Origin of the sequence: Geomonas anaerohicana (assembly GCF_016458305.1) — a bacterium.
GTDB lineage: Bacteria > Desulfobacterota > Desulfuromonadia > Geobacterales > Geobacteraceae > Geomonas > Geomonas anaerohicana.
In genome coordinates this window covers 1-20,150 of the sequence record NZ_JAEMHL010000007.1, presented here as the reverse complement: position 1 = coordinate 20,150, position 20,150 = coordinate 1, and the positions used below count along the sequence as shown (strand labels likewise).

Below are 20,150 nucleotides of genomic sequence, written 5' to 3'. Positions count from 1 at the left end.
TAGCCTGGTTAGTTACAGGTTTTCCTGTTTATTGGGCGACCTGAAGTCCGCCCAGAGATCAAATACGCCCAGCGCCGCCACCGCCAGCACCATCATGGGCTGGAAGATCAGGAGCAGGCTTGCCAAAAGTCTGATAAAGACCGGAACCTGGAGCTTTTTGAAGAAGAAGCTGATGATCGCGAAGCCCTGCGCCGAGTACACCGCACCCAAAACTATGAGCACGTTCAAGGACGCCAGGTGCACGATAGTTTCCGGCACCAGGGTGCCGAAACCGGCCACGATCAGGAGCCAGATCAAAGGTTCCGGGTTCTTGTACTTCCTGAAATCCCCGACGTACAGCGGCATGCGCAGGCGCGTCGCTATACCGGCGAGGAGCATCAGGTTCATGCAGGCGATCATCCCGTAGGCCACGGTGACCAGCGCCGGGTAGATGGTAACCACCAACTGTCCGGCCTGATGCATCGAATCCTGCAGCGCCTTGAGCTCGTCCCCCTTGACGCCCGCCTTCTGATAGATCTGCGAGGTCTGGTTGATGCTCGTCTGCACGCCCTTGCTGATCTTCGCGTGCAGGTCGGCGCCAGTGGACATGCCGTAGACCACCGCGGCGATCAAAAGGACCGTGATGGTAACCGCCACCGAGTAGATGACGGAACGGGCTCCCCCCTTGTTCCTGAGCAGGAACTCGGGAAGGGCCAGCGACAGCACGCCGGCCTGTAATAAGTAGATGGCCGTCGCGGCCGGATCACCGACGCCAAGTAAAATGGCGCAACTGGCCAGAACTACCGCCAGTCCGGTCCCCCTGCCCCGCTTGACCGCGTAGAATGCGGCCGGGGCCGAGGCGAACAGCCCGGGGATGGTGCCGATCACGGGGAGATAGACGAAAGCAAGGAAGAGCGTCACCGTAGCGACGCTCCCCTTGATCACATCTAAGATCTTCCCCTGCAACGGAGTCACCGTCAGCGGCACCTAGGCGGTTGCGTGGCTGCCGGCAATCGGAAGCAGCGCGATGTTCCTGGCGCGCTTGATCGCCTCGGTGATTTCCCTCTGGTGCTTGGAGCAGTTGCCGGAAATACGGCGCGGAATGATCTTGCCGCGCTCCGAAACGAAGTAACGGAGGGTACGGGGATCTTTGTAATCGATGGTTACCTGCTTGTCTGCACAGAAACGGCAGACTTTACGACGCTGGAACGGACGCTTCTTCCTCGGGCCGCTGCTGGTTCTCTGGGGTGCTCTTTCGTCTGCCATCTCTTATTCCTCCACCGTAGTAGTCGTTTCGGCCGGAGCCTCGGTAGCAGCAGCAGCCACTTCCTCGGTCCCTTCCTCGGCACTCTTGGCCGGAGCGGCTGCCGGAGCAACCACTTCCTGCTCGAGCTTCACGCTCTGGTACCTGATCACCTTGTCATCAAGGCGCAGACGACGCTCCAGCTCAGCGATCAGCGGGGCATCTGCGTCGAAACGGAGGTAAAAGTAACGGCCACGGGGGTTCTTGTTGATCGGGTAAGCCAGCTTCCTGGTGCCCCAGTCTTCAAGCCTCTTGAAATCGCCGTTCATGCTGGCGATTACGTCCTGCACCTTGGTGGAAAGAGCCTTGATCTCTTCGTCACCGAGGTCCGGCTGGACGATGTAAATCGTCTCGTACATCCTGCTCATTGTTAAGCCTCCTCACGGTTTATTTAGCCCCGGTCCAACCCGGAGCAAGGAGATACGGCCCTTAGGCCGTTCTGGTGAACGCTGTTTATTACTACAGATATTAAGCTTTGACAAGGCAAAAAACAGATTGAGACAAAGATTAAGATTAAGTAGAGGCTAGAGTCGTCATGGCATGACCCGCCAAAACGCACTTTAGAGGTTTTCGCTTAATCTTAATCTCAATCTTGACCTGCCTTTAAACATTAAACCGGAAATGCATCACGTCGCCGTCCTGCACCACGTACTCTTTTCCTTCCAGGCGCATCAGGCCCTTCTCCTTGGCGCCGCTCTCACCGCCGGACGCAATGTAATCATTGTAGGCGATCACCTCGGCGCGGATGAACCCCTTCTCGAAGTCGGAGTGGATCACGCCGGCGGCGCCGGGGGCCTTGGTCCCCTTGGTGATGGTCCAGGCGCGTACTTCCTTGACGCCCGCGGTGAAGTACGTGATGAGCCCGAGCAGTTCGTAACCGGAACGGATCAGACGGTCCAGGCCCGACTCGGCAAGCCCCATCTCCTCGAGGAAAGCCTGCTTCTCCTCACCGGCGAGCTCGGAAATCTCCGCCTCGATGGAGCCACAGATGAAGACCACGCCGTTACCTTCCCTGGCGGCCAACTGGCGCACTTCCTCGACGTAGGGGTGTTTCCCCTCCAGGTCGTCCTCGGCCACGTTGGCGACGTAGAGAACAGGCTTAGCGGTCATGAGATGCATGTCGCGCAGGATCAGGCGCTCGTCCTCGTTCTCGGCCAGGTCGCGCGGCGAGAGCCCCTTTTCCAGGGTCGACTTTACCTTCTGGCAGAACTCGACATCTTCCTTCGCCTTCTTGTCGCCGCTTCTCGCCTGCTTCTCGGTGCGCAGGATACGCTTCTCCACAGTGTCGAGGTCAGCTAGCGCCAATTCGGTCTGGATGACCTCTATGTCGCGCACCGGTGAGACGCTGCCGCTCACGTGAACCACGTTCTCATTATCGAAGCAGCGCACAACGTGCAAGATGGCGTCGACAGAGCGGATGTGCCCGAGAAACTTGTTGCCAAGCCCCTCACCCTGGCTCGCCCCCTTCACGAGGCCGGCGATGTCCAGGAACTCTATGGTGGTCGGCTGCATCCGTTCCGGATGAACGATCTCGGCAAGCTTGTCCATGCGCGGATCGGGCACCGATACGATGCCTACGTTGGGATCGATGGTGCAGAAGGGGTAGTTGGCGGACTCGGCACCGGCCGAGGTGAGCGCGTTGAAGATGGTGGACTTTCCCACGTTGGGGAGACCGACTATGCCGCAGTTGAAACCCATTGTGCGTTTCCTTTATGTTTCCCCTCCCCTGGCGGGAGTGAATCAAGGGGTGGGGGAGCTTGCCACCTCGGCTGCGATGGCATCTTCACCCACCCCCTGCCCCCTCCCGTCAAGGGAGAGGGAGAGTGGATGCGAGTGTAAATGAATAATCCTACTTCGCGTTGAAGATGCTCATCGCCTTGGGCATCCCTTCCTTGACCGCCATCTCCATGGCGTCCAGGGATGTATCCAGCACTTCCAGCAGCTCGTTCATCTCCTCTTTGGCGAAGTTGGTCAGAACGAAGTTCACCACGTCGCCGTGCAGCGGCCGGCCGATGCCGACACGCACCCGGGCGAAGGCGTTGGAGCCCAGCTCCTGCCCCAGCGAGCGCAGGCCGTTGTGGCCTCCGTGACCGCCCCCTTCCTTGAGTCGCACCTTGCCGAAGGGGATATCGAGGTCGTCGTGGATCACGATGAGATCAGACAGGGACAGCTTGTAGAAGCGGAGCGCCTCGGCCACCGAGCGGCCGGACAGGTTCATGAAGGTCTGCGGCTTGAGGAGATAGACCCGCTCGCCCGCCCAGTTGCCGTCACCGGCAAGGCCGGAAAAGGCCTTCCTGGTGACGGCGATGTTGGACAGGCTTGCCAAGCGGTCTAAAACCATGAAACCCGCGTTGTGGCGGGTCCATGTGTACTTGGGCCCGGGGTTGCCGAGCCCTACGATCAGTTTTGCTGCCATAACGGTCCTGGACTAGGCGGCGGCCTCTTCCTCGGTTGCAGCCTTGCGGCCGAGGATGCTGACCACCGGAGCCTTCGGATCGCTCAGGATGGCGGTGCCCACCGGGGCGTTGATGTCGCCCACGTGGATGGAGTGGCCGATGACGAGCTCAGTGACGTCGACGTTGATGTGCGCCGGGATGTGAACCGGGAGGCACTCGACTTCAACGGTGTGCATGGCGAAGTCGAGGAAGCCGCCAGCTTTGACGCCGGCCGGGGTGCCGACCAGGTTCAGCTTGACCTGTACCTTCACCTTGTCGGCGAGGTTGATCTTGTGCAGGTCGACGTGACGCGCGTGGTTCTTCAGGGAGTCGCGCAGCAGGTCGGCAACGATGACGTTGGCGCCTTCCAGTGCGGCTACGCCCTGCAGGGTCAGGATGTGGTTACGGCCGCCTTCGCCGGCGATGGCTTCGGTCAGCTCCTTAAGGCCCAGCGAGATGCAGACCGGCTCAATGCCCTTGCCGTACACGACGGCCGGAACGCGGCCAGCGGCGCGCAGACGACGGCAGATACCCTTGCCGGTTTTTTCCCTCAGTTCAACATTCAGCACCTGCTTACTCATACATCCTCCGATGTCAATCTTGGTATTTGATCTTCCAATGACAGTTTTATTTAAGTACTACACGAAAAGGGAGCTGACGGATTCGTCCTCGTGGATGCGGCGGATCGCCTCGGCCAGAAGGTCTGCTACGGAAAGCACCCTGAGCTTGTCGGTCTGTTCTGCCTTCTCGCCCAGCGGAATGGTATCGGTGATGACCACCTTCTCGATGACCGAGTTGTTGATCCTCTCGATGGCCGGGCCGGAAAGGACGCCGTGGGTGGCACAGGCATAGACGTTGGCTGCGCCGTGATCTTTCAGAGCCTGGGCAGCATGGGTCAGGGTGCCGGCGGTGTCGATCATGTCGTCCAGGATGATGGCGTTCTTGCCCTTCACGTCACCGATCAGGTGCATGACCTCCGCCACGTTGGGCCCGGTGCGGCGCTTGTCGATGACGGCCAGGGTGCAGCCGAGCCTCTTGGCGAAGGCACGGGCGCGCTCGGTGCCGCCTGCGTCCGGGGAAACCATGACCAGGTTGTCGAGGTCGTCGGCGAAGCGGCTCTTCAGGTGGGCCAGGAGCACCGGCGCAGCGTAGAGGTTGTCGACCGGGATGTTGAAGAAACCCTGGATCTGGCCTGCGTGCAGGTCGATGGTAACTACGCGGTCGGCGCCGGCGGCGGTGATCAGGTCGGCCACCAGCTTGGAGGTGATCGGGGTCCTGGGAGCAGCCTTGCGGTCCTGGCGTGCGTAGCCGTAGTAGGGGATCACGGTGGTGATGGTCGCTGCGGACGCCCTCTTCAGGGCATCGATCATGATGAGCAGTTCCATCAGATTGTTGTTGGTCGGGCAGCAGGTGGACTGAACCACGTAGATGTCACGACCGCGCACGTTCTCGCCGATTTCGACCATGATCTCGCCGTCGGAGAAGGTCCTCACCTTGGCCTTGCCCAAGGGAACCCTGAGGCAGTCACAGATCTTCTCTGCCAGAACCGGATTGGAGTTACCGCTGAACACCCTGATCTTGTTTTCCATCAATGCACCGGCCCTCTTTGTTTTTTTCTTTTATATATTGGCTGCGCGTGCACCGGTCGCGACGGCGGGGCAGCCTGCATCCAAAACCCAGGAAACGCTACTTAATACAATAGTTGCCCCGCGAAGTCAATCGAAAAGCTACCATGAGAGCCCCTCCGCCCCACACGGGACATCCTCTGCCGGCCTTATGCCCCCCACGCTGTTTCCCTCCCCCAAAAATACCTGCACCACAAGGGTTGTTGACAAAAACAGCTACAGTTAGTATCCATCCCAGACGATAAGAACCCTGCCGATCAAAACGGATGTGTGCGAGGAGGATACGAAGATGGAACAGCGGCGCTTTCACCGGGTCACATACAGTGCCCCAGGGGAATTGGATCATCATGACATCAAATATCGTTGCCGCTTGGAAAACGTCAGTCTTCGCGGCGCCCTCATCAGCGCCAACGAATGCCTGATGGTGCCACTCCACGAGACCTGCAGGCTCACCATCCCCCTCGAGCCGGGGAAGGAACCTTTGACCATCACGGTGAGCGTCGTGCACTGTTTCTTCTCGATGGTCGGGGTGAAGTTTATCGGATTTACGGGGGACTCAGAACTGAGGCTACTGGAATTGCTGAAGAAGCAGACATCGGAACCGGACAAGCTCATGCAGGAGTGGGAGAGCCTCAGGGAGGAGCGTTCCATTACCGAGGAAGAAAGAAACGGCATCCGGGAACCTGCGCTGGCCATCTTCTGACCGCCCGCGCACCTCGTCCCGCTCAATGCTTGGTGGGGCTGATGTCGGAGTCCTTGGGGATACGCCTTTCGTAGGGAAGGCAACTGTTGATGTTGAGCACCTCTTCGGCCAGCGCGAGGCTCTTGTAGCGCAGGGAAACCTGTTCCAACTTATCCTTCAATCGCAGCAGGACATCGATGCTCTCGCTTTTGGCGTATTCGTTGTACAACTGCATCACTTCCAGGAATACCGCATCCAGCGATTCGTCCAGCGTGAGGTCGCGACCGGTTTCCGGTGCCGCCTCGGCACTCTCCTTGCCCCAGTTTTGACGCACCTCTTCTTTGAAGCGGCCTAGTGCAATTTTGTCGATTTTGTATTTGGCATTACCGATTTCCAGGATGCTTCTAACCATGCCCTCTCCCGATACTGCTCAAAAATGCATTAAAACATAGATGGCGCAGCCACCGCGTCCATGTTTCACTATTTCGGCAACTGCACGGGAAACTTTAGTGTTTTTGCTATTGGTACGTATTGGCAACGAATCGGAAATGGTCTCAGGTTTAAAAAGCTTCCTTGACAGGGTTCCTGCCTTGAGCTATCGTTCCACCAAATTTTCCACCCCATACGATACACGATAATACTAAACCATCCGCGAGGATGGGACGGAAAGCCTACAGGGTCTCACCGAGACAGCCGGGTCGCCGAAATATCACAGAGATATTCGGCCCCGGCTTTTTTATTGCCCAGAATCCAGCCACCGCTTGTGTCGCAACCGGTTGTGTCGACACGAAGGCTGGTACACCAGGAGGAATCACCTATGAGCATGAGATCGTTACTGAACACCTTGGCTGCCGGAGCAGCTGTATGCATCCTCACTGCTGCAACCGCCCCGACGGCGCAGGCGGGATCCGTCGGCGTCAACATCAACCTGAACGGCTACCTGCCCGCTCCTCCGGGAGTGCACATCTATTACGACTCCGGCCGCCCCTATTACGTGGAAAACCACCAGAGGGTCTACCTGAAGAAGGAAAAGGAGCACCACGAAAAGGAGCATCACGACAACGGCAAAAAGAAAGGGCACAAAAAACACCACAAGGACTAATAGCTGTTCAAAGGGTAAAGGGAGGTTAGCATTGTGCGAAACACGTCTGTTGCCTTTAGATCCGTCATTATCGCCATTTGCGCCATCATCGCCACGATGGTCTACCTCGGAGGCTGCGGTGGCGGTGGCGGCGGCGCCAGCACCGGAACCTTCAAGCTCGCCATCACCGACAAGCCAAGCGACGCCTACCAGAACCTGGTCATCTCCATCAAGGAGATCCGTGTGGTGCCGGCCGGCCACGAAAACGCCGCTGACAACGACCCGGCCCTGCCCGTCCTGGCCCGGTTCAACCCGCAGGAAAAGGTCATTGACATTATGACCCTGCAGTTCGTCCAGCAGGCCCTGGGTGAGATCGTGCTGCCGGCCGGAACCTACCGCCAGATCCGCTTGGTTCTGTACCCAAACCCGAACGGTAACCAGGCCCCGGTCAACTACCTTACCCTGAAGAGCGACCCGAACAACAAGATCCCCCTGACCACTCCAAGCGGCCAGACCTCCGGCCTCAAGATCCTCGGCCCCATCGAGGTGAAACCTGGCGTGATCAACGCGGTCATGATCGACTTCGACCCGAATACCGCGGTGGTGAAGCGCGGCAACAGCGGCGAGTACAACTTCAAGCCGACCGGCATCAGGATGATCCAGATGGCCAACGTCCTGAACCAGTTCGGCTCCATCATCGGCAACGTCAGCAATACGCTCCAGAATTGGAGCAGCGCGACCGTTTCCATCAAGCGGCGCGGGACCATCAACGACGCCGCGCCCATCGCCTCCGGCCAGATCTTCGCCGCCTATACCAGCGGCAAGTGGCAAGCGCCCTTCTCCGCCTTCGTACCGGCTAGCGATCCCAACGACCCGAGTTGGGGCTATAAGACCTTCATAAGTTCCAACGGCTTCACACTCTACTCATCGGCGATAGTGCCGGTAGTCCAAGGGCAGGCCAGAGATCTCGGGCAGATCGTCCTCGTCCCGCAATAGCCGCGGCCGTCATGTCATAACCCGGCCCTCCCCGCCCCGGGGGAGAGCCGGGTGCATTTAAAGAAGAGGGAGATGGAAGTGTATGCCTATAATTGAATGGAAGGACTGTTATGTGATCGGCATACAAGAGATCGATCAACACCACCAAAGCCTGGTGCAGTATCTCAACCAGACGTATGACCACTTCCGGGAGGGACACCAGTTGGACCCTTCGGTGCTGGAGATTCTCATCGACTATTCCATGCAGCACTTCGGCTGTGAAGAGCGGTGGATGGAGAACTCCTCCTACCCTAAGCTTGGCACTCACAAGGACGAACACCGGCAATTCCGGGCCAAGATCGCACAACTGAAGAAAAAACAGGCGCTTGATACCAAGGCGTCCGTCGAACTCCTCTGGTTTCTCTGCAACTGGGTCACGCACCACATACGCGAAACCGATGCCGAGTTCGGCAGGTATCTGAACACCAAGTCCCGAAACGGGTGACAACAACATAACGACAATACTCAACCATCCGCGAGGATGGGGCGGAAAGCCTACAGGGTCTCACCGAGACAGCCGGGTTGCCGAAGACACCAGATACTCGGCCCCGGCTTTTTTGATTCCTCCGCCAAAGATATGGAATATTATATAGAAGGATTCGAGCGGTATAGTTCCCCGACTGGGCGTTGCACGAGAACTCGTGTCCTCCTCTTTGCGAAGGGGAGACCGAGGGGATTTGCTCTGGTTATCCAAAACTGCATCAACTGAAAGGAGGATAAAGGATATGAAAGCAATGAAACTTTTGCTAGCCGCCGTGGCGGCTGTGATGATGGTCATTTCAGTGACCCCGGCCTATGCCGGAAAGGAATCGAGGAAGATCGAGGACTGCATCGAGGTCGTCAAGGCGATCAAGTCGATCCCCGAGGAAGGCATTCCCCCGATGCTATTGAAGAACGCCCAAGGCATCATGATCATCCCCGAAGTGCTGAAGGTTGGCTTCGTCGTGGGTGGCAGGTACGGCACAGGGATCCTGACCGTACGCGATGAGAAAGGAAACTGGAGCGATCCGGTCTTCGTGAAGATCGCGGGCGGCAGCCTGGGCTGGCAGATCGGCGCCGAATCGACCGACCTGATCCTGGTATTTAAGACGAAAAAAGGCGTAGACGGCGTGCTCAGGGGCAAGTTCACACTCGGAGCCGACGCTTCGGTAGCCGCCGGCCCGGTCGGCCGCAGCGCCGAAGGTGCCACCGACATTACCTTGAAGAGCGAGATACTTTCCTACTCCCGTAGCCGCGGTCTCTTCGCCGGGATCGCCCTCAACGGCGCAGCGCTCATGATCGACGACGATGCCAACGGCGCCTACTACGGCAACCTCGATCCGAGGACCATCGCCGCCGGCGAGGCCGGCAAGCGCACTCCGGAAGTAAAGAAACTGCTCGACCTGCTGTAATCACTCCCACCTGCTGTGAAGGCCGCCCTCCCCTCTGGGGCTGGCGGCCTTTTGGGTGCTGCCCCCCCAAAAACCTCTCATTTGTGATTTTTTTTAACGCATTAATGAGCCCCCTTCACGACACATATCAACCTGTTATTTCCTCTCCCATCTCCGTCTAGGTTAATGAAGCGGTAAATTGCTTTTTTTGACGGAAATTCCGACAGTTGCATCCCCGCAGGAAGGTCCTAGACTGGACGGTATTTGCTGGCTGAAACCTGTCGAGAGAGGAGACCACCCATGTCCTACATAAAAATCGCAGTCGAGATAAAAGGAAGAGACTCAGAATACCTTAGCTACCTTTCTCGCACGGCCCGAAGTTTGGCATGTTTGGCGCTGTACAAGAATGGCCCTTTCCCCGTAGAAAACTACCAACAAGCCATTGATGTTTACCATGCTGCGTACGAAGGGGGCAAAACGGGTAATCGCGCTGAGATCTTAAAACGCAACAGCGCTCGCAAAGTTGCCACCGAGATGTTGAGGAAGATCGTTTCGTTCCTGCAATCGGTAGCGACGGAGGAGGACATACCATCTCTGGTACAAGCTGGATTCAACGCTTACGTCCCTAAGTTTCGGAGGAAAACGGTGGTAGCACCTGCGGCAAGTTGACCAGGCATAAGAACCAGACAGGTTGCCAGACAGCTGATTTAGGCGCAATCATTCCCCGGGACCCAACCATCGGTCTCGGGGACTTTTTCCTGCTAAAGACTACGCTCAACTCCTTCTCCCCCTAATGTTCAAGTGTCCCATTGACCTCTCTAGCGGTGCTTATCATAAATCTCGACCCGGCCCAAAAGGGTGAAGGTCATCACCAAAAAGGTGAAGGTCATCACCAAAAAGGTGAAGGTCATCACCAAAAAGGTGAAGGTCATCACCAAAAGGGTGAAGGTCATCACCAAAAAGGTGAAGGTCATCACCAAAAGGGTGAAGGTCATCACCAAAAGGGTGAAGGCCATCACCAAAAGGGTGAAGGCCATCACCAAAAGGGTGAAGGTCATCACCGAAAAGGTGAAGGTCATCACCGAAAAGTTGAAGGTCATCACCAAAAAGGTTAAAATCATCACCGAAAAGGTGAAGGTCATCACCGAAAAGGTGAAGGTCATCACCGAAAAGGTAATGGTCATCACCAAAAGGGTGAAGGTCATCACCGAAAAGGTGAAGGTCATCACCCCAAAGGTGAAGGTCATCACCGCAAAGGTGAAGGTAAGCGATCTACCTTTGGGTGTCTTCGATCTGGAAAGCCAGGACGAGAAAGAGTAAGATAAGCCTTAGGTCATGAACGGATGCGATGCCGGAATCGGCATCGAAACCAACACCGGCTGGCGAGAGGGTCGGTGAAGACTCCGTAGAATGGGAAATGCATAAAGGTGAGTAACCGCAGTGGAGGTTTGCCATGACAAAAGATCTGCTTAAAAATAAAGAATTCGACCTGGTCAGCGTAATCTACAACGCATCGCAGGCGGCCGAAACCTGCAGCCAGTACATTAAAGACGCCGAAGGCGATCAGGAAGTGGAAAGGTTCTTCAACGACGTAATCGACTCCAACTCGAACCTGGTGCAAAAAGGCAAAGACCTGCTGAAGCACAGGATCTAAAAACGCACCAAGGCGGAAAGCGTGAAGAGGGGATTGGCCGGAAGGCCAATCCCCTTTTTTTATTGCCTCATCTCAGAACGCGGACTACGGGAGAACGGTAACGACACCGGTGGCGAGGTCGTATTTCGCCTTCACCAGCTTGACCTTGCCCAGTTCCAGGTACTCTTTCACGATCGGGGAGTTGACCTCGATGGACTCGGCGACCTTCTTGACGTTCTCGACGATGCACTCTTCGACGACCTCCGCCTTGGTCCCGGTCGGGTTGGTGGCCAGTACTTCGGTTACCGCAGGATCAATGGCTTTGACCAAGCTGTCGATATTCTTCGGCGGCATGGTGCCCGCAACGTGGGAATCGTAGGTGGCGGTGACAGCGCCGCACTTGGAGTGACCAAGGACCATGATCAGCGAGGCACCCAGGTGCTCGACGCCGTACTCGATGCTCCCGAGCAATTCACTGGCCGACGCAATGTTGCCGGCCACGCGGGCAACGAAAATTTCACCCAGTCCCTTGTCGAAGAGGATCTCAGGCGGAACGCGGGAGTCGGAGCAGGTCAGGATGATCGCGTAGGGGTGCTGCCCAGCTACGAGCTCGGTCCTACGCGCCGGAGTCGACATCTTCTCCAGGTGGTCAATTTCCCCTTTCACGAATTCCCTGTTCCCCGCCATCAGCATGCCCAGTGCCTGGTCCGGTGTTACTGTTGTCGTGGTGGACGAAGCCCAGGTCGGCGCAACCGAGAGCAAACTTCCTGCCAGTGCCATGTACACAGCCAATCTTTTGAACATTGATCCTCCTTTTTTGCCCGAAGGGCCTGTAGTCGCAGCATAACCGCCGCTAAATGGGCGCACACTGTAAACAACGCCCAACAACAATGCAATTATTTTAATGTGATTGTTGTTAAAATTAAACCAAGAAGTCGAGGTAGCTTGCGATCAGGTTACGAGGTTGGTACGAAACAAGGGTAGCCCCCACAGTCGAATGGAAAGCCGGAGCGTTTCCATCAGACCATCAAAGGGGAGTGCATCCTTCCCAAGACGCCACTTTCTCTGGAGGATGCGCGTAGGGTCGCTGGCGAATACATCGAGCACTACAACGACGCCCATTTGCACAGCGCCATCGTCTACATCGCGCCAGCGGACAGGTTGTCTGGACGGCCTTGATGATCTTGAGCTTGATGGTACGTGGCTTGGGTGCTGGAATTTCTTCTGGGCCAAACAGGGTATCGATGGTCATTATCGTTCCTCCAATAGTTTTAATGTTCAATGCTAACAACTTGAAATACTGCCCTTAGCTTCTCATCCTTTCACTGTATGATTCTAGTCACTTATCCACCTCCTTGCATTTGTTACTGATTAATAATAGAAACCGCATACAGCGTCCCCAGCTGCTTCTACAGTAGATAAATATTGACATGCAATTACACCCACTTAGAAAGATGTACAGAAAATGTGCAAGCTGTAAAAGTGCCTATTCTTACGTTACAACTAAAACATTTATCCACAGTTTTTAGAGGATTATCCACAGGCGCAGTGGAAAGGTGTTGACACCTATAGATTTAAAATGCAATAATTAAAGCAGTGACAACAGTTTACAAACTGCGGCCTATGAGCAGACTGCAAACTGATTTCTAGCAAGTGAATGTTATGAATGGGAGGTGATGGGGGGGACTGCCTACCGCTTTTTACCCCGTGTTACTAACTTACCTACGGCGGACAATCTGAGCATCCTTCAACTCAACAATGAGGTTATTATGAGACAGGACGAACCTGCTTGCTCTACAACAATACTTCTTGTTGATGACGAGGCCCAATTACGGGCGATGCTTCATGACCTCCTGGTTCGTCAAGGCTACAATGTGATACAGGCGATTGATGGACAGGATGCACTAGAAAAGTTTAAGCAAAATCAGCAGAGTATCAGTTTGGTTGTAACTGACATCGTCATGCCTCGAATGGACGGTATCTCAAGCTATAAGATCATAAGCACCATAGACCCTTCTATTAAAGTCCTCTACATGAGCGGATATGTCCCAGAGCGCCCGCTTCCCGAAGGCGTTAGTATCCTCATAAAGCCCTTCTCTCCTATTGATATCCTTCAAGCAATTCGCTCAATCCTAGGCGAGAAACCACCCTCTTTTCACATCAGGTAGTCCATTAGTTTCATCATATTGTCTATAGATGGTTCGTGCTCCCAGTGCGGGCCGAATAGGTCCTTGATCTCCTTGGAGGAATGCATGTAAAAGCTGTTGATAGGGAAGGGCCCTGGCGACATGTAGGCGTTGAGGCCGATGCGCCCTTGCTCTCTGTTGATAGCCAGGACATACAGGGCAACGCTCTCACTGTAGATGTAGAGGGTGTCCTTGGTCCCGGCGTACAGGTGGTAGTTGTTCCCCTTGTGCTTCCTCTTGATGGTCTGGCCCCTTGCCTTCACATAAACTTGTGGTTAAATAACAACGCAGCTGTGCTACCTTTCCATTGCCTGCACTCGATATACATATACGACATATAGCTGCCACCATGGAGCAGGGATCACGCTGCTCTGTCAGGTCATTTAGCGGGCCTGTACCTGCCACCACTGGGAATCATCGTAGCACAAGCCCCCTTCTTCCTCCCTGACCTGATCTACACAGCACATTCCGCCCTATCTCCCAGTAGTTAATTTGTCCATCTAACGGAGGTGAACTGCATGGGGACTATCGTTGACATTTTAAACATACGGCCAAGAGATATTGGGGTTGTCCATATCAAGTACCCTAATTGCCTTATACTTAACCCACACTTTAGTGATTACGACACTGCACAAAGAATAGTGATAGTCATTCCAGAGGAAGACGAGAATAGCTATTATGATTTTTTATTGAATAATGGTATTGCTATGTCTTCGAAGGAATTTACATACAGAATAAGTCATGAGAAATTATTTGCAGATAGAATGATAGAAAGGGCAACTAAGCTGGTGGAGATATTAGGGGAAATAGTCAATTGATGTGAGTTAAGGGTGGGAATTACAACTCTGCAGAGTCATCAGCTATTTGATCCTTTCCAACTTCCTTCATGTTGAGGATATAGTCTGCTGCTTTTTGACCCCGAGATGCTGCGTGTAGCATGCTTTGTTGGAGACCAGGTTGGCCAGTAGCCACATGGGGAATCTGATAGATGACCTCCAACGGCGTCCGGTTCGAGATGCAATACAGCGACCAGTTGTTCAATCCCTTTCAGCGCCTGTTCGGTCAGGAGTACCAGGGCAACGGCATCGGGCTTGCCACCGTCAAGCGGATCATCGACCGTCACGGCGGCAGGATCTGGGCGGAATCGAAGAAAGACCAAGGAGCTGCCTTCTACTTCACCTTGCCGTAGCATGAACTCGCCCGGCTGCTCGATGCGCTGCCGCAGTTCGTCGCCCGGTAAAAGTGCCGGCATGCTCAGGCACCGAAAGTCATGAGGTCAATCATCCATATCTTTTTGACTGATTTACTGGTATACAGGCCAAGAAGGATTTGAGTTTTCACTCAGCCACGAGGCCCCTGTATGAGCGGTGCAGAAAAAGTAGAAACTATTTTACTTGCTGACGACGAGCAACTGGTTAGGGATACACTACATACTATTCTTACTAGCCAAGGCTATAAAGTCATTACGGCAGCCGATGGTCAGGAGGCGCTGGAAACGTTCACGGAGAATCCTACTGTATTTGATTTATTTCTGACCGACATCGTCATGCCCGGCATGAGCGGCGTTGAAACCTACAAGGAAATGAAGAAGATCACCCCGATCAAGGTCATTTTCATGACCGGCATGGTTGAAAACCTCCCCCCCTATGTCCACATTCTTTTAAAACCCTTCCCTCCAGTACAGTTACTCCACATGATCAGGACGGTTTTGGACAACAAGCTTTTGGATCTATAGTTTCACGTCTTCCGCCCTACCCCTTCACCAGTCCTATACACCTCCTCCTCACATTCCGGGCAGATGTCCTGGTAATCCTCGTCTAGGATGTACCGCTCGCCATCCGTCAACTGCCGGCGGCACCGGGAGCAGGTGACGGGCTACTCTCTGTCACCACATCAAACGCGAAGAATCCCCGATGAAATCAGGCAGCCCCCCCTCTAGCTACGACCATACGCGACGCCTGCCTGATCCGCTCGAATGGTTCCCGCTCGCAAAGTAGCGGTGTTGTAGAGCGCGAAATCTGTCCGCTTTAGGGTTACTTCCTTCAGCGCAACTGTACCCAAAAATGAGATCGCCGCCGGAGAGTGCGCCACGAGGGGAGTTGCCAATTTAATTTAATTTTTTATAATGACAACCGACTGTGACCTGCGTTGGATTCACTGGCATGCCGCAGTGACACCTGGCTTTGTCCTTCGAACTTTATCGGGTGCAGCACGAGGAGCACAGCATGGAAGAAAAAACCTCCTCTGAGGTGGTCTCAACCGGCGTCGCGGGCTTCGACGATATTCTGCACGGGGGGCTAACCGCCGGCAAGATGCACCTCCTTTCTGGTGCTCCCGGCACCGGGAAGACCACCTTCTCTCTCCAATTCATTGCCGAAGGTATCAGGAGGGGGGAACAGTGCCTCTATATCACGGTCGGAGGCGCCGGAGAGGAACTGGTCGCCTTGGCGAAGGTGGGGGACATAAATCTCGATCCGGCATTTTTCGCCATGTATGCCGCAAAAATAACGGAGGATATCCTCCAGGGTCCGGAGCAGAGGATTTTCCATTCGGCCGAAACGGAGCCGGCAGCAGTGCTGAAGGATTTAGTGACCGAAATCCAGCGCGTGAAGCCAAAGCGACTGGTAATCGATTCGCTGTCGGACCTGCGCCTTCTCACCGAAGACTACATCATGTACCGCCGGCTGGTCCTGTCCCTGCGGCAGGAATTGGAGGGGGGTGGTTCCACCGTCCTTCTTACCTACAACGTCACTGTGGAGCGGACAGACGTCGATATGCACCTGGAGACCATCTGCCACGGGGTCATCTACCTCGAACAGTTGGTGCTGGGATTCGGCCCTACACGCCGCAGGCTTCTCGTGCTGAAAATACGGGGCAGAGCCTACCGCAGCGGCTGGCACGACTTCCGGATCGTGACAGGTGGGATCCGCGTTTTCCCCACCCTGATCGCCGGCGAGCACAGAAGGCCTCCGCAACAAGGACTCATTTCCAGCGGCAACGCACAGCTGGACCTCCTCTTCGGCGGAGGGGTGAACAGGGGGAGCGTCGTTGCCATCATAGGGTCTTCCGGCACAGGGAAAACGACTGTGGCAAGCCAGTATGTAGTTGCCGCCGCGAAAAACTCCGAGCACGTTGCAGTGTACCTCTTCGACGAGACGGCGGAGTCGTATCGGGAACGGGCCGATGAAAATGAGCTTGCCGTGGGGGAACTGGTCGACAAAGGTGTCATTGCGCTCAGCCATGTCGACATTGCCGAATTCTCCATTGGGGAGTTCTCCGCGAAACTGCGCCAGGAGGTAGAGGAGCGGGATGCCCGCATTCTGGTGATTGACACGCTGAGCGGCTACGCCAACTCCATGCCCGACCAGGGATACCTGGCGATCCATCTTCACGAGCTATTGACCTACCTGTCGCACATGGGAGTCACTACGCTACTGATCGTGGAACAGGAGGGGTTCTTCGGCAAGGAGCCGCCCGAGTTGAAGGGTGTCAGCTATCTCGCCGATACCATCTTGCTGCTGCGCTTCTTCGAGCACCGGGGAGAGGTCAGGCGAGCCATCTCGGTGGTCAAGAAGAGGGGATACGACCACGAGAAAACCATACGGGAACTCAGCATCAGTGGCAAAGGGCTTTCCATTGGTGAGCCGCTGGTGGAGATGCAGGGGGTGCTGACGGGGGTCCCCATCCTTGCCGTCTAGCGAGGAAGGGACACACGGCCTCCTGGAAGAGCGGGTGCTCATGCTCCTGCCGGAGGGACGGGATGCCTGGTCGATGCCCCGGGTGCTGGAGCGGATAAATGTGGCCTACAAGATGTGCGCGACCCAGGCAGAGCTCTGCGCGGAAATCGGCAAGGGGGCCGGAGCGCTGCTGATCGAGGAGGAAGCCCTCTCCTCCGCCACGAAGCAGTGCCTGGTAGGCGCCCTGAGCGGGGGAGCACCCCCGGCCTGGTCTGAGCTGCCGATCATCGTGCTCTTGCGCCCGGGCCCCGAAACCCAGACGGCCCGTGATGCGCTGCTGCTGCCAGGCGACGTGACCCTCGTAGAACGGCCGGTGCGGGTGAACACCCTGGTGGCAATCATCCGTTCCGCACTGCGCAGCCGTCGGCGGCAGTACCTGGTGCGGGACCAGTTGCAGGCTCTGGAGGAAGCAAAGACGCGCTACCACACGCTGTTCGTCTCCATCGACGAGGGGTTCTGCATCATCGAAATGCTCTATGATGAAACCGGCAAACCGCTCGACTACCGTTTCCTGGAAACCAGTCCCTCCTTCGAAAAGCAGACCGGGCTCAGGCATGTCGAAGGCAAAACCATCCGGGAGTTGGCCCCAGGGCAGGAAGAGTACTGGTTCGAAATATACGGACGCATAATCGAGACCGGCGAGCCCCTGCGTTTCGAGCGACCGGCCCAAAAGCAGGACCGCTGGTTCGATGTGTACGCCTTTCGTTTCGGCCCGCCGGAAAACCGGCAGGTTGCCATCCTTTGCAACGACATAACCGATCGGAAACGTACCGAATCGGAACTACGCCAAGCGAAGGACGAACTCGAGGTGCGGGTCCAGGAAAGGACGGAGGAGCTGACTCGGGCGCTGCAGAGCCTGCGCAGCGAAACCGAGGAGCGTTTGCGCGGTGCCGAAGAGCTGCGCGCCAAGGAGCAGCAGCTCATGCAGCAAAGCCGGATGGCGGCCATGGGCGAGATGATCGGCTACATCGCGCACCAATGGCGGCAGCCATTGAATGCGCTGGCTCTGATCGTTCAGGAAACCTACACGCTCTACAAAATGGGCCAGCTCCACGACGAGGTCTTCAACACCAGCACTGCGCAGGCGATGCGGGTGATCAGGCAGATGTCGCACACCATCGACGACTTCACCAGCTTCTTCAAGCCCGACAAGCAAAAGGTCCCCTTCTCGGTACAGGACATACTTGCCAAAACCATCAAGCTTGTCGACGCGAGTTTCCGGCACGCCAATGTGGCCGTATCGGTCATCCCGCAGGATGATACCGCTGTCGAAGGTTTCCCCAACGAGTTTTCCCAGGTGCTGCTCAACCTCCTCATGAATGCCAAGGACGCTCTCTTGGAGCGAAACGTGAGAGAGCCGGCGATCGCCATCCGCATCTTCAGGGAAAACGGCAAGGCCGTGACAACCATAACCGACAATGCAGGCGGCATTCCCGAGGACCTGATGGAGAGGATCTTCGACCCGTACTTCACCACCAAGGGGCCCGACAAAGGGACGGGCATCGGCCTTTACATGGCCAAAGCCATCATCGAGAAACACATGGGCGGGCGCCTCTCCGTCCGCAACGTCGGAGGCGGTGCCGAATTCAGGATCGAGGTGTGACTGGGCCATCTCTCCGCCAATTCTGTACCTCACCCTTCCCCCCCGCTAGTCGGGCACCAGAACAAGCATTCCGCCCCCCCACGCCTCGCAATCGCAGCGCCTATATAGCTATATCAAAACTCCTCGCGGCGGTTGGAGGTCAATCGTCCATAGCTTTTTGACTAATTTACGGGTATACAGGCGGCGGTAATTTAAGCATCAGACCAAGCATGAGGCCCAGTATGTGTTTCAACCCAGCCCTCAAGGCAATTTTCATGTCCGGCTTCCCACAAAACTTACCAACTTATGCCAATATCATTCTGAAACCCTTCCATCCGATACAGTTGCTCCACATGATCAGGACGGTTTTGGACAATCAATGGTTTTAAGTCTCCCACCCTCCCCTTCCTGGGATTCTACAATTCCTCCTCACATTCCAGCCAGGTCACCCTGGTCGGCTTCTTAAAAACTGTCACATCAAAGTATATTTACAAACCCAATTCACTAACTATAATGGCACCTACTTACGTGGAGGTCTCTACATGGCCCGGTGCACACTTTTTAGCTCATGCCCAATCTCTGAAGAAAAGCGAAGTGAGTCGCCTGAAGTGATTGACTTCATGCTTGGCCATTTCTGCAACGACAGGTCCACCAAGTGCAGGCTCTATTTAGCTGCAACTGATACTTGCACAGAAGCACCTTATGAAAGGGTGGATTTCGCGAGTGAGGTAATGCTTTGCCTTGTCACCGGTAAGAAATGAAGAAGTGCGCCCCGCCATAGGTGTCGACAGGACCGGGATGGGGACAGACAACAGTCGGCGATTAAAGGACCTATTCCGCCGGCGGGTTAAGCTTAAAAACTGCCATGAAGGTCGGCGTTGCGAACAACTCATTGCAACGGATGAGGTTTATCGTCCATAGACACTCATTGACCATCTGCTAGTATAAAGGTGGCTGTGGTAATTATTTTTTAACGAACTATGAGGCCTGCATGAGATGTAGTGAAACGCGTGAGACCATTCTGCTTGCCGATGATGAACCGGAAATAAGGGAGGTGCTTCGAGACCTCCTGATCAGCAACGGCTACGAAGTGATTACAGCAAGCAATGGTCAGGATGCCTTGGTAAAGTTCATCGAAAATACAGATGCCATCGAGTTGTTGGTGACAGACATCGTAATGCCCGAAAGAGACGGCATATCAAGCTACCACGAAATGAAGAAGTTCAAACCCGGCATCAAGGTCATCTACATGACCGGGTTCCATGAAAGAATCCCACCGGCTGTCCACGCACTCCGGAAGCCTTTCCACCCGCTACAACTGCTGCAACTGGTCAGATCGGTTCTGGGCACTGAGCCTGCGGATCAATAATTTCAGGTCTCCCTCCCGCCCTCCCCGTCCTAGTCTTATACACGTCCTCCTCACAAGAATCTTCCCCCGATAAAATAGACACAACTAAGTTTAGGCTGTTTTCTGTTCATACTCCAGTGGTGTCATGTACCCC

At 55.5% G+C, this 20,150-nt stretch carries 24 protein-coding genes, 2 pseudogenes and 2 riboswitches; of the genes and pseudogenes, 16 read left to right on the top strand and 10 right to left on the bottom strand.

The features are described from left to right. Nucleotides 1-12 precede the first annotated feature (12 nt). The 7 genes from JFN91_RS13630 to JFN91_RS13600 all read right to left on the bottom strand — a co-directional run bounded on the left by JFN91_RS13630 (nt 13) and on the right by JFN91_RS13600 (nt 5,306). Nucleotides 13-954 (bottom strand): YybS family protein, encoded by a 942-nt coding sequence (locus JFN91_RS13630; RefSeq protein ID WP_328747045.1) that lies wholly within the window; start codon nt 952-954, stop codon nt 13-15. 12 nt (nt 955-966) lie between these two features. Continuing rightward, on the bottom strand, nt 967-1,245 hold the full coding sequence (rpsR, locus tag JFN91_RS13625; RefSeq protein ID WP_183350613.1) for a 30S ribosomal protein S18: 279 nt from the start codon (nt 1,243-1,245) through the stop codon (nt 967-969). A 3-nt stretch (nt 1,246-1,248) separates the two neighbouring features. Beyond that, a complete protein-coding gene (gene rpsF / locus JFN91_RS13620) occupies nt 1,249-1,650 on the bottom strand; it encodes a 30S ribosomal protein S6 (protein WP_183350615.1) in 402 nt (133 codons plus the stop codon). A 235-nt stretch (nt 1,651-1,885) separates the two neighbouring features. Further along, entirely contained in the window at nt 1,886-2,980 is a 1,095-nt protein-coding gene (gene ychF / locus JFN91_RS13615; protein WP_199389738.1) for a redox-regulated ATPase YchF, read from the bottom strand. A gap of 151 nt (nt 2,981-3,131) precedes the next feature. Continuing rightward, a complete protein-coding gene (gene pth, locus JFN91_RS13610; RefSeq protein ID WP_199389737.1) occupies nt 3,132-3,698 on the bottom strand; it encodes an aminoacyl-tRNA hydrolase in 567 nt (188 codons plus the stop codon). Between the two features lie 12 nt (nt 3,699-3,710). Then, entirely contained in the window at nt 3,711-4,298 is a 588-nt protein-coding gene (locus JFN91_RS13605; protein ID WP_199389736.1) for a 50S ribosomal protein L25, read from the bottom strand. 57 nt (nt 4,299-4,355) lie between these two features. Next, on the bottom strand, nt 4,356-5,306 hold the full coding sequence (locus tag JFN91_RS13600; protein WP_199389735.1) for a ribose-phosphate pyrophosphokinase: 951 nt from the start codon (nt 5,304-5,306) through the stop codon (nt 4,356-4,358). 325 nt (nt 5,307-5,631) lie between these two features. Here JFN91_RS13600 and JFN91_RS13595 point away from each other — a divergent pair, with 325 nt between their 5' ends. Continuing rightward, nucleotides 5,632-6,045, top strand: a complete 414-nt coding sequence (locus JFN91_RS13595) for a PilZ domain-containing protein (protein ID WP_199389734.1) — start codon at nt 5,632-5,634, stop codon at nt 6,043-6,045. A 22-nt stretch (nt 6,046-6,067) separates the two neighbouring features. On the opposite strand, the gene JFN91_RS13590 is transcribed toward JFN91_RS13595, so the two are convergent. After that, entirely contained in the window at nt 6,068-6,436 is a 369-nt protein-coding gene (locus tag JFN91_RS13590; protein ID WP_199389733.1) for a hypothetical protein, read from the bottom strand. A 217-nt stretch (nt 6,437-6,653) separates the two neighbouring features. Beyond that, a riboswitch (cyclic di-GMP riboswitch) is annotated at nt 6,654-6,730 on the top strand. Nucleotides 6,731-6,841: 111 nt separating this feature from the next. Here JFN91_RS13590 and JFN91_RS13585 point away from each other — a divergent pair. The 7 genes from JFN91_RS13585 to JFN91_RS13555 all read left to right on the top strand — a co-directional run bounded on the left by JFN91_RS13585 (nt 6,842) and on the right by JFN91_RS13555 (nt 11,164). Continuing rightward, on the top strand, nt 6,842-7,126 hold the full coding sequence (locus JFN91_RS13585; RefSeq protein ID WP_236015146.1) for a hypothetical protein: 285 nt from the start codon (nt 6,842-6,844) through the stop codon (nt 7,124-7,126). 33 nt (nt 7,127-7,159) lie between these two features. Next, the gene (locus JFN91_RS13580) at nt 7,160-8,101 is read left to right on the top strand and encodes a DUF4382 domain-containing protein (protein WP_328747038.1); all 942 of its coding nucleotides are present in this window, start codon (nt 7,160-7,162) and stop codon (nt 8,099-8,101) included. Between the two features lie 82 nt (nt 8,102-8,183). After that, complete coding sequence (locus JFN91_RS13575) at nt 8,184-8,585, top strand: bacteriohemerythrin (protein WP_199389732.1); 402 nt, start codon at nt 8,184-8,186, stop codon at nt 8,583-8,585. Nucleotides 8,586-8,593: 8 nt separating this feature from the next. Then, nucleotides 8,594-8,670, top strand: a riboswitch (cyclic di-GMP riboswitch). Nucleotides 8,671-8,865: 195 nt separating this feature from the next. Further along, nucleotides 8,866-9,531 (top strand): lipid-binding SYLF domain-containing protein, encoded by a 666-nt coding sequence (locus JFN91_RS13570; protein WP_199389731.1) that lies wholly within the window; start codon nt 8,866-8,868, stop codon nt 9,529-9,531. Between the two features lie 279 nt (nt 9,532-9,810). Further along, nucleotides 9,811-10,179: a hypothetical protein gene (locus tag JFN91_RS13565; protein ID WP_199389730.1), complete on the top strand. Its 369-nt coding sequence runs from the start codon at nt 9,811-9,813 to the stop codon at nt 10,177-10,179. A 189-nt stretch (nt 10,180-10,368) separates the two neighbouring features. Beyond that, complete coding sequence (locus JFN91_RS13560) at nt 10,369-10,830, top strand: hypothetical protein (protein ID WP_199389729.1); 462 nt, start codon at nt 10,369-10,371, stop codon at nt 10,828-10,830. Between the two features lie 133 nt (nt 10,831-10,963). Continuing rightward, a complete protein-coding gene (locus JFN91_RS13555) occupies nt 10,964-11,164 on the top strand; it encodes a hypothetical protein (protein WP_199389728.1) in 201 nt (66 codons plus the stop codon). 84 nt (nt 11,165-11,248) lie between these two features. Here the strand turns inward: JFN91_RS13555 and JFN91_RS13550 are convergent, their stop codons facing one another. Then, nucleotides 11,249-11,947, bottom strand: coding sequence for a carbonic anhydrase (locus tag JFN91_RS13550; RefSeq protein WP_236015145.1), 699 nt, complete (start codon nt 11,945-11,947; stop codon nt 11,249-11,251). A gap of 195 nt (nt 11,948-12,142) precedes the next feature. Between JFN91_RS13550 and JFN91_RS22495 the strand changes: the two are divergent. Together JFN91_RS22495 and JFN91_RS13540 are read left to right on the top strand one after the other, a co-directional pair. Beyond that, nucleotides 12,143-12,322, top strand: a pseudogene (locus JFN91_RS22495) (integrase core domain-containing protein); the annotation flags it as partial. 590 nt (nt 12,323-12,912) lie between these two features. Next, nucleotides 12,913-13,311, top strand: a complete 399-nt coding sequence (locus JFN91_RS13540) for a response regulator (RefSeq protein WP_199389727.1) — start codon at nt 12,913-12,915, stop codon at nt 13,309-13,311. Here the strand turns inward: JFN91_RS13540 and JFN91_RS13535 are convergent. Further along, a complete protein-coding gene (locus tag JFN91_RS13535; protein ID WP_328747033.1) occupies nt 13,299-13,592 on the bottom strand; it encodes a hypothetical protein in 294 nt (97 codons plus the stop codon). The genes JFN91_RS13540 and JFN91_RS13535 overlap by 13 nt on opposite strands. A gap of 255 nt (nt 13,593-13,847) precedes the next feature. Here JFN91_RS13535 and JFN91_RS13530 point away from each other — a divergent pair, with 255 nt between their 5' ends. From JFN91_RS13530 to JFN91_RS13505, 6 genes and pseudogenes are all read left to right on the top strand, one after another. Further along, the gene (locus tag JFN91_RS13530; protein WP_199389726.1) at nt 13,848-14,147 is read left to right on the top strand and encodes a hypothetical protein; all 300 of its coding nucleotides are present in this window, start codon (nt 13,848-13,850) and stop codon (nt 14,145-14,147) included. Nucleotides 14,148-14,326: 179 nt separating this feature from the next. Then, a pseudogene (locus JFN91_RS13525) lies at nt 14,327-14,518 on the top strand (sensor histidine kinase); the annotation flags it as partial. Nucleotides 14,519-14,689: 171 nt separating this feature from the next. After that, a complete protein-coding gene (locus JFN91_RS13520) occupies nt 14,690-15,064 on the top strand; it encodes a response regulator (protein ID WP_199389724.1) in 375 nt (124 codons plus the stop codon). Between the two features lie 490 nt (nt 15,065-15,554). Next, nucleotides 15,555-17,027, top strand: coding sequence for an ATPase domain-containing protein (locus JFN91_RS13515; protein ID WP_199389723.1), 1,473 nt, complete (start codon nt 15,555-15,557; stop codon nt 17,025-17,027). Then, nucleotides 17,017-18,669, top strand: coding sequence for a sensor histidine kinase (locus tag JFN91_RS13510; protein WP_199389722.1), 1,653 nt, complete (start codon nt 17,017-17,019; stop codon nt 18,667-18,669). Before JFN91_RS13515 ends, JFN91_RS13510 begins: the two co-directional genes overlap by 11 nt. 970 nt (nt 18,670-19,639) lie before the next feature. Continuing rightward, nucleotides 19,640-20,017 (top strand): response regulator, encoded by a 378-nt coding sequence (locus JFN91_RS13505; RefSeq protein ID WP_199389721.1) that lies wholly within the window; start codon nt 19,640-19,642, stop codon nt 20,015-20,017. Nucleotides 20,018-20,150 lie beyond the last annotated feature (133 nt).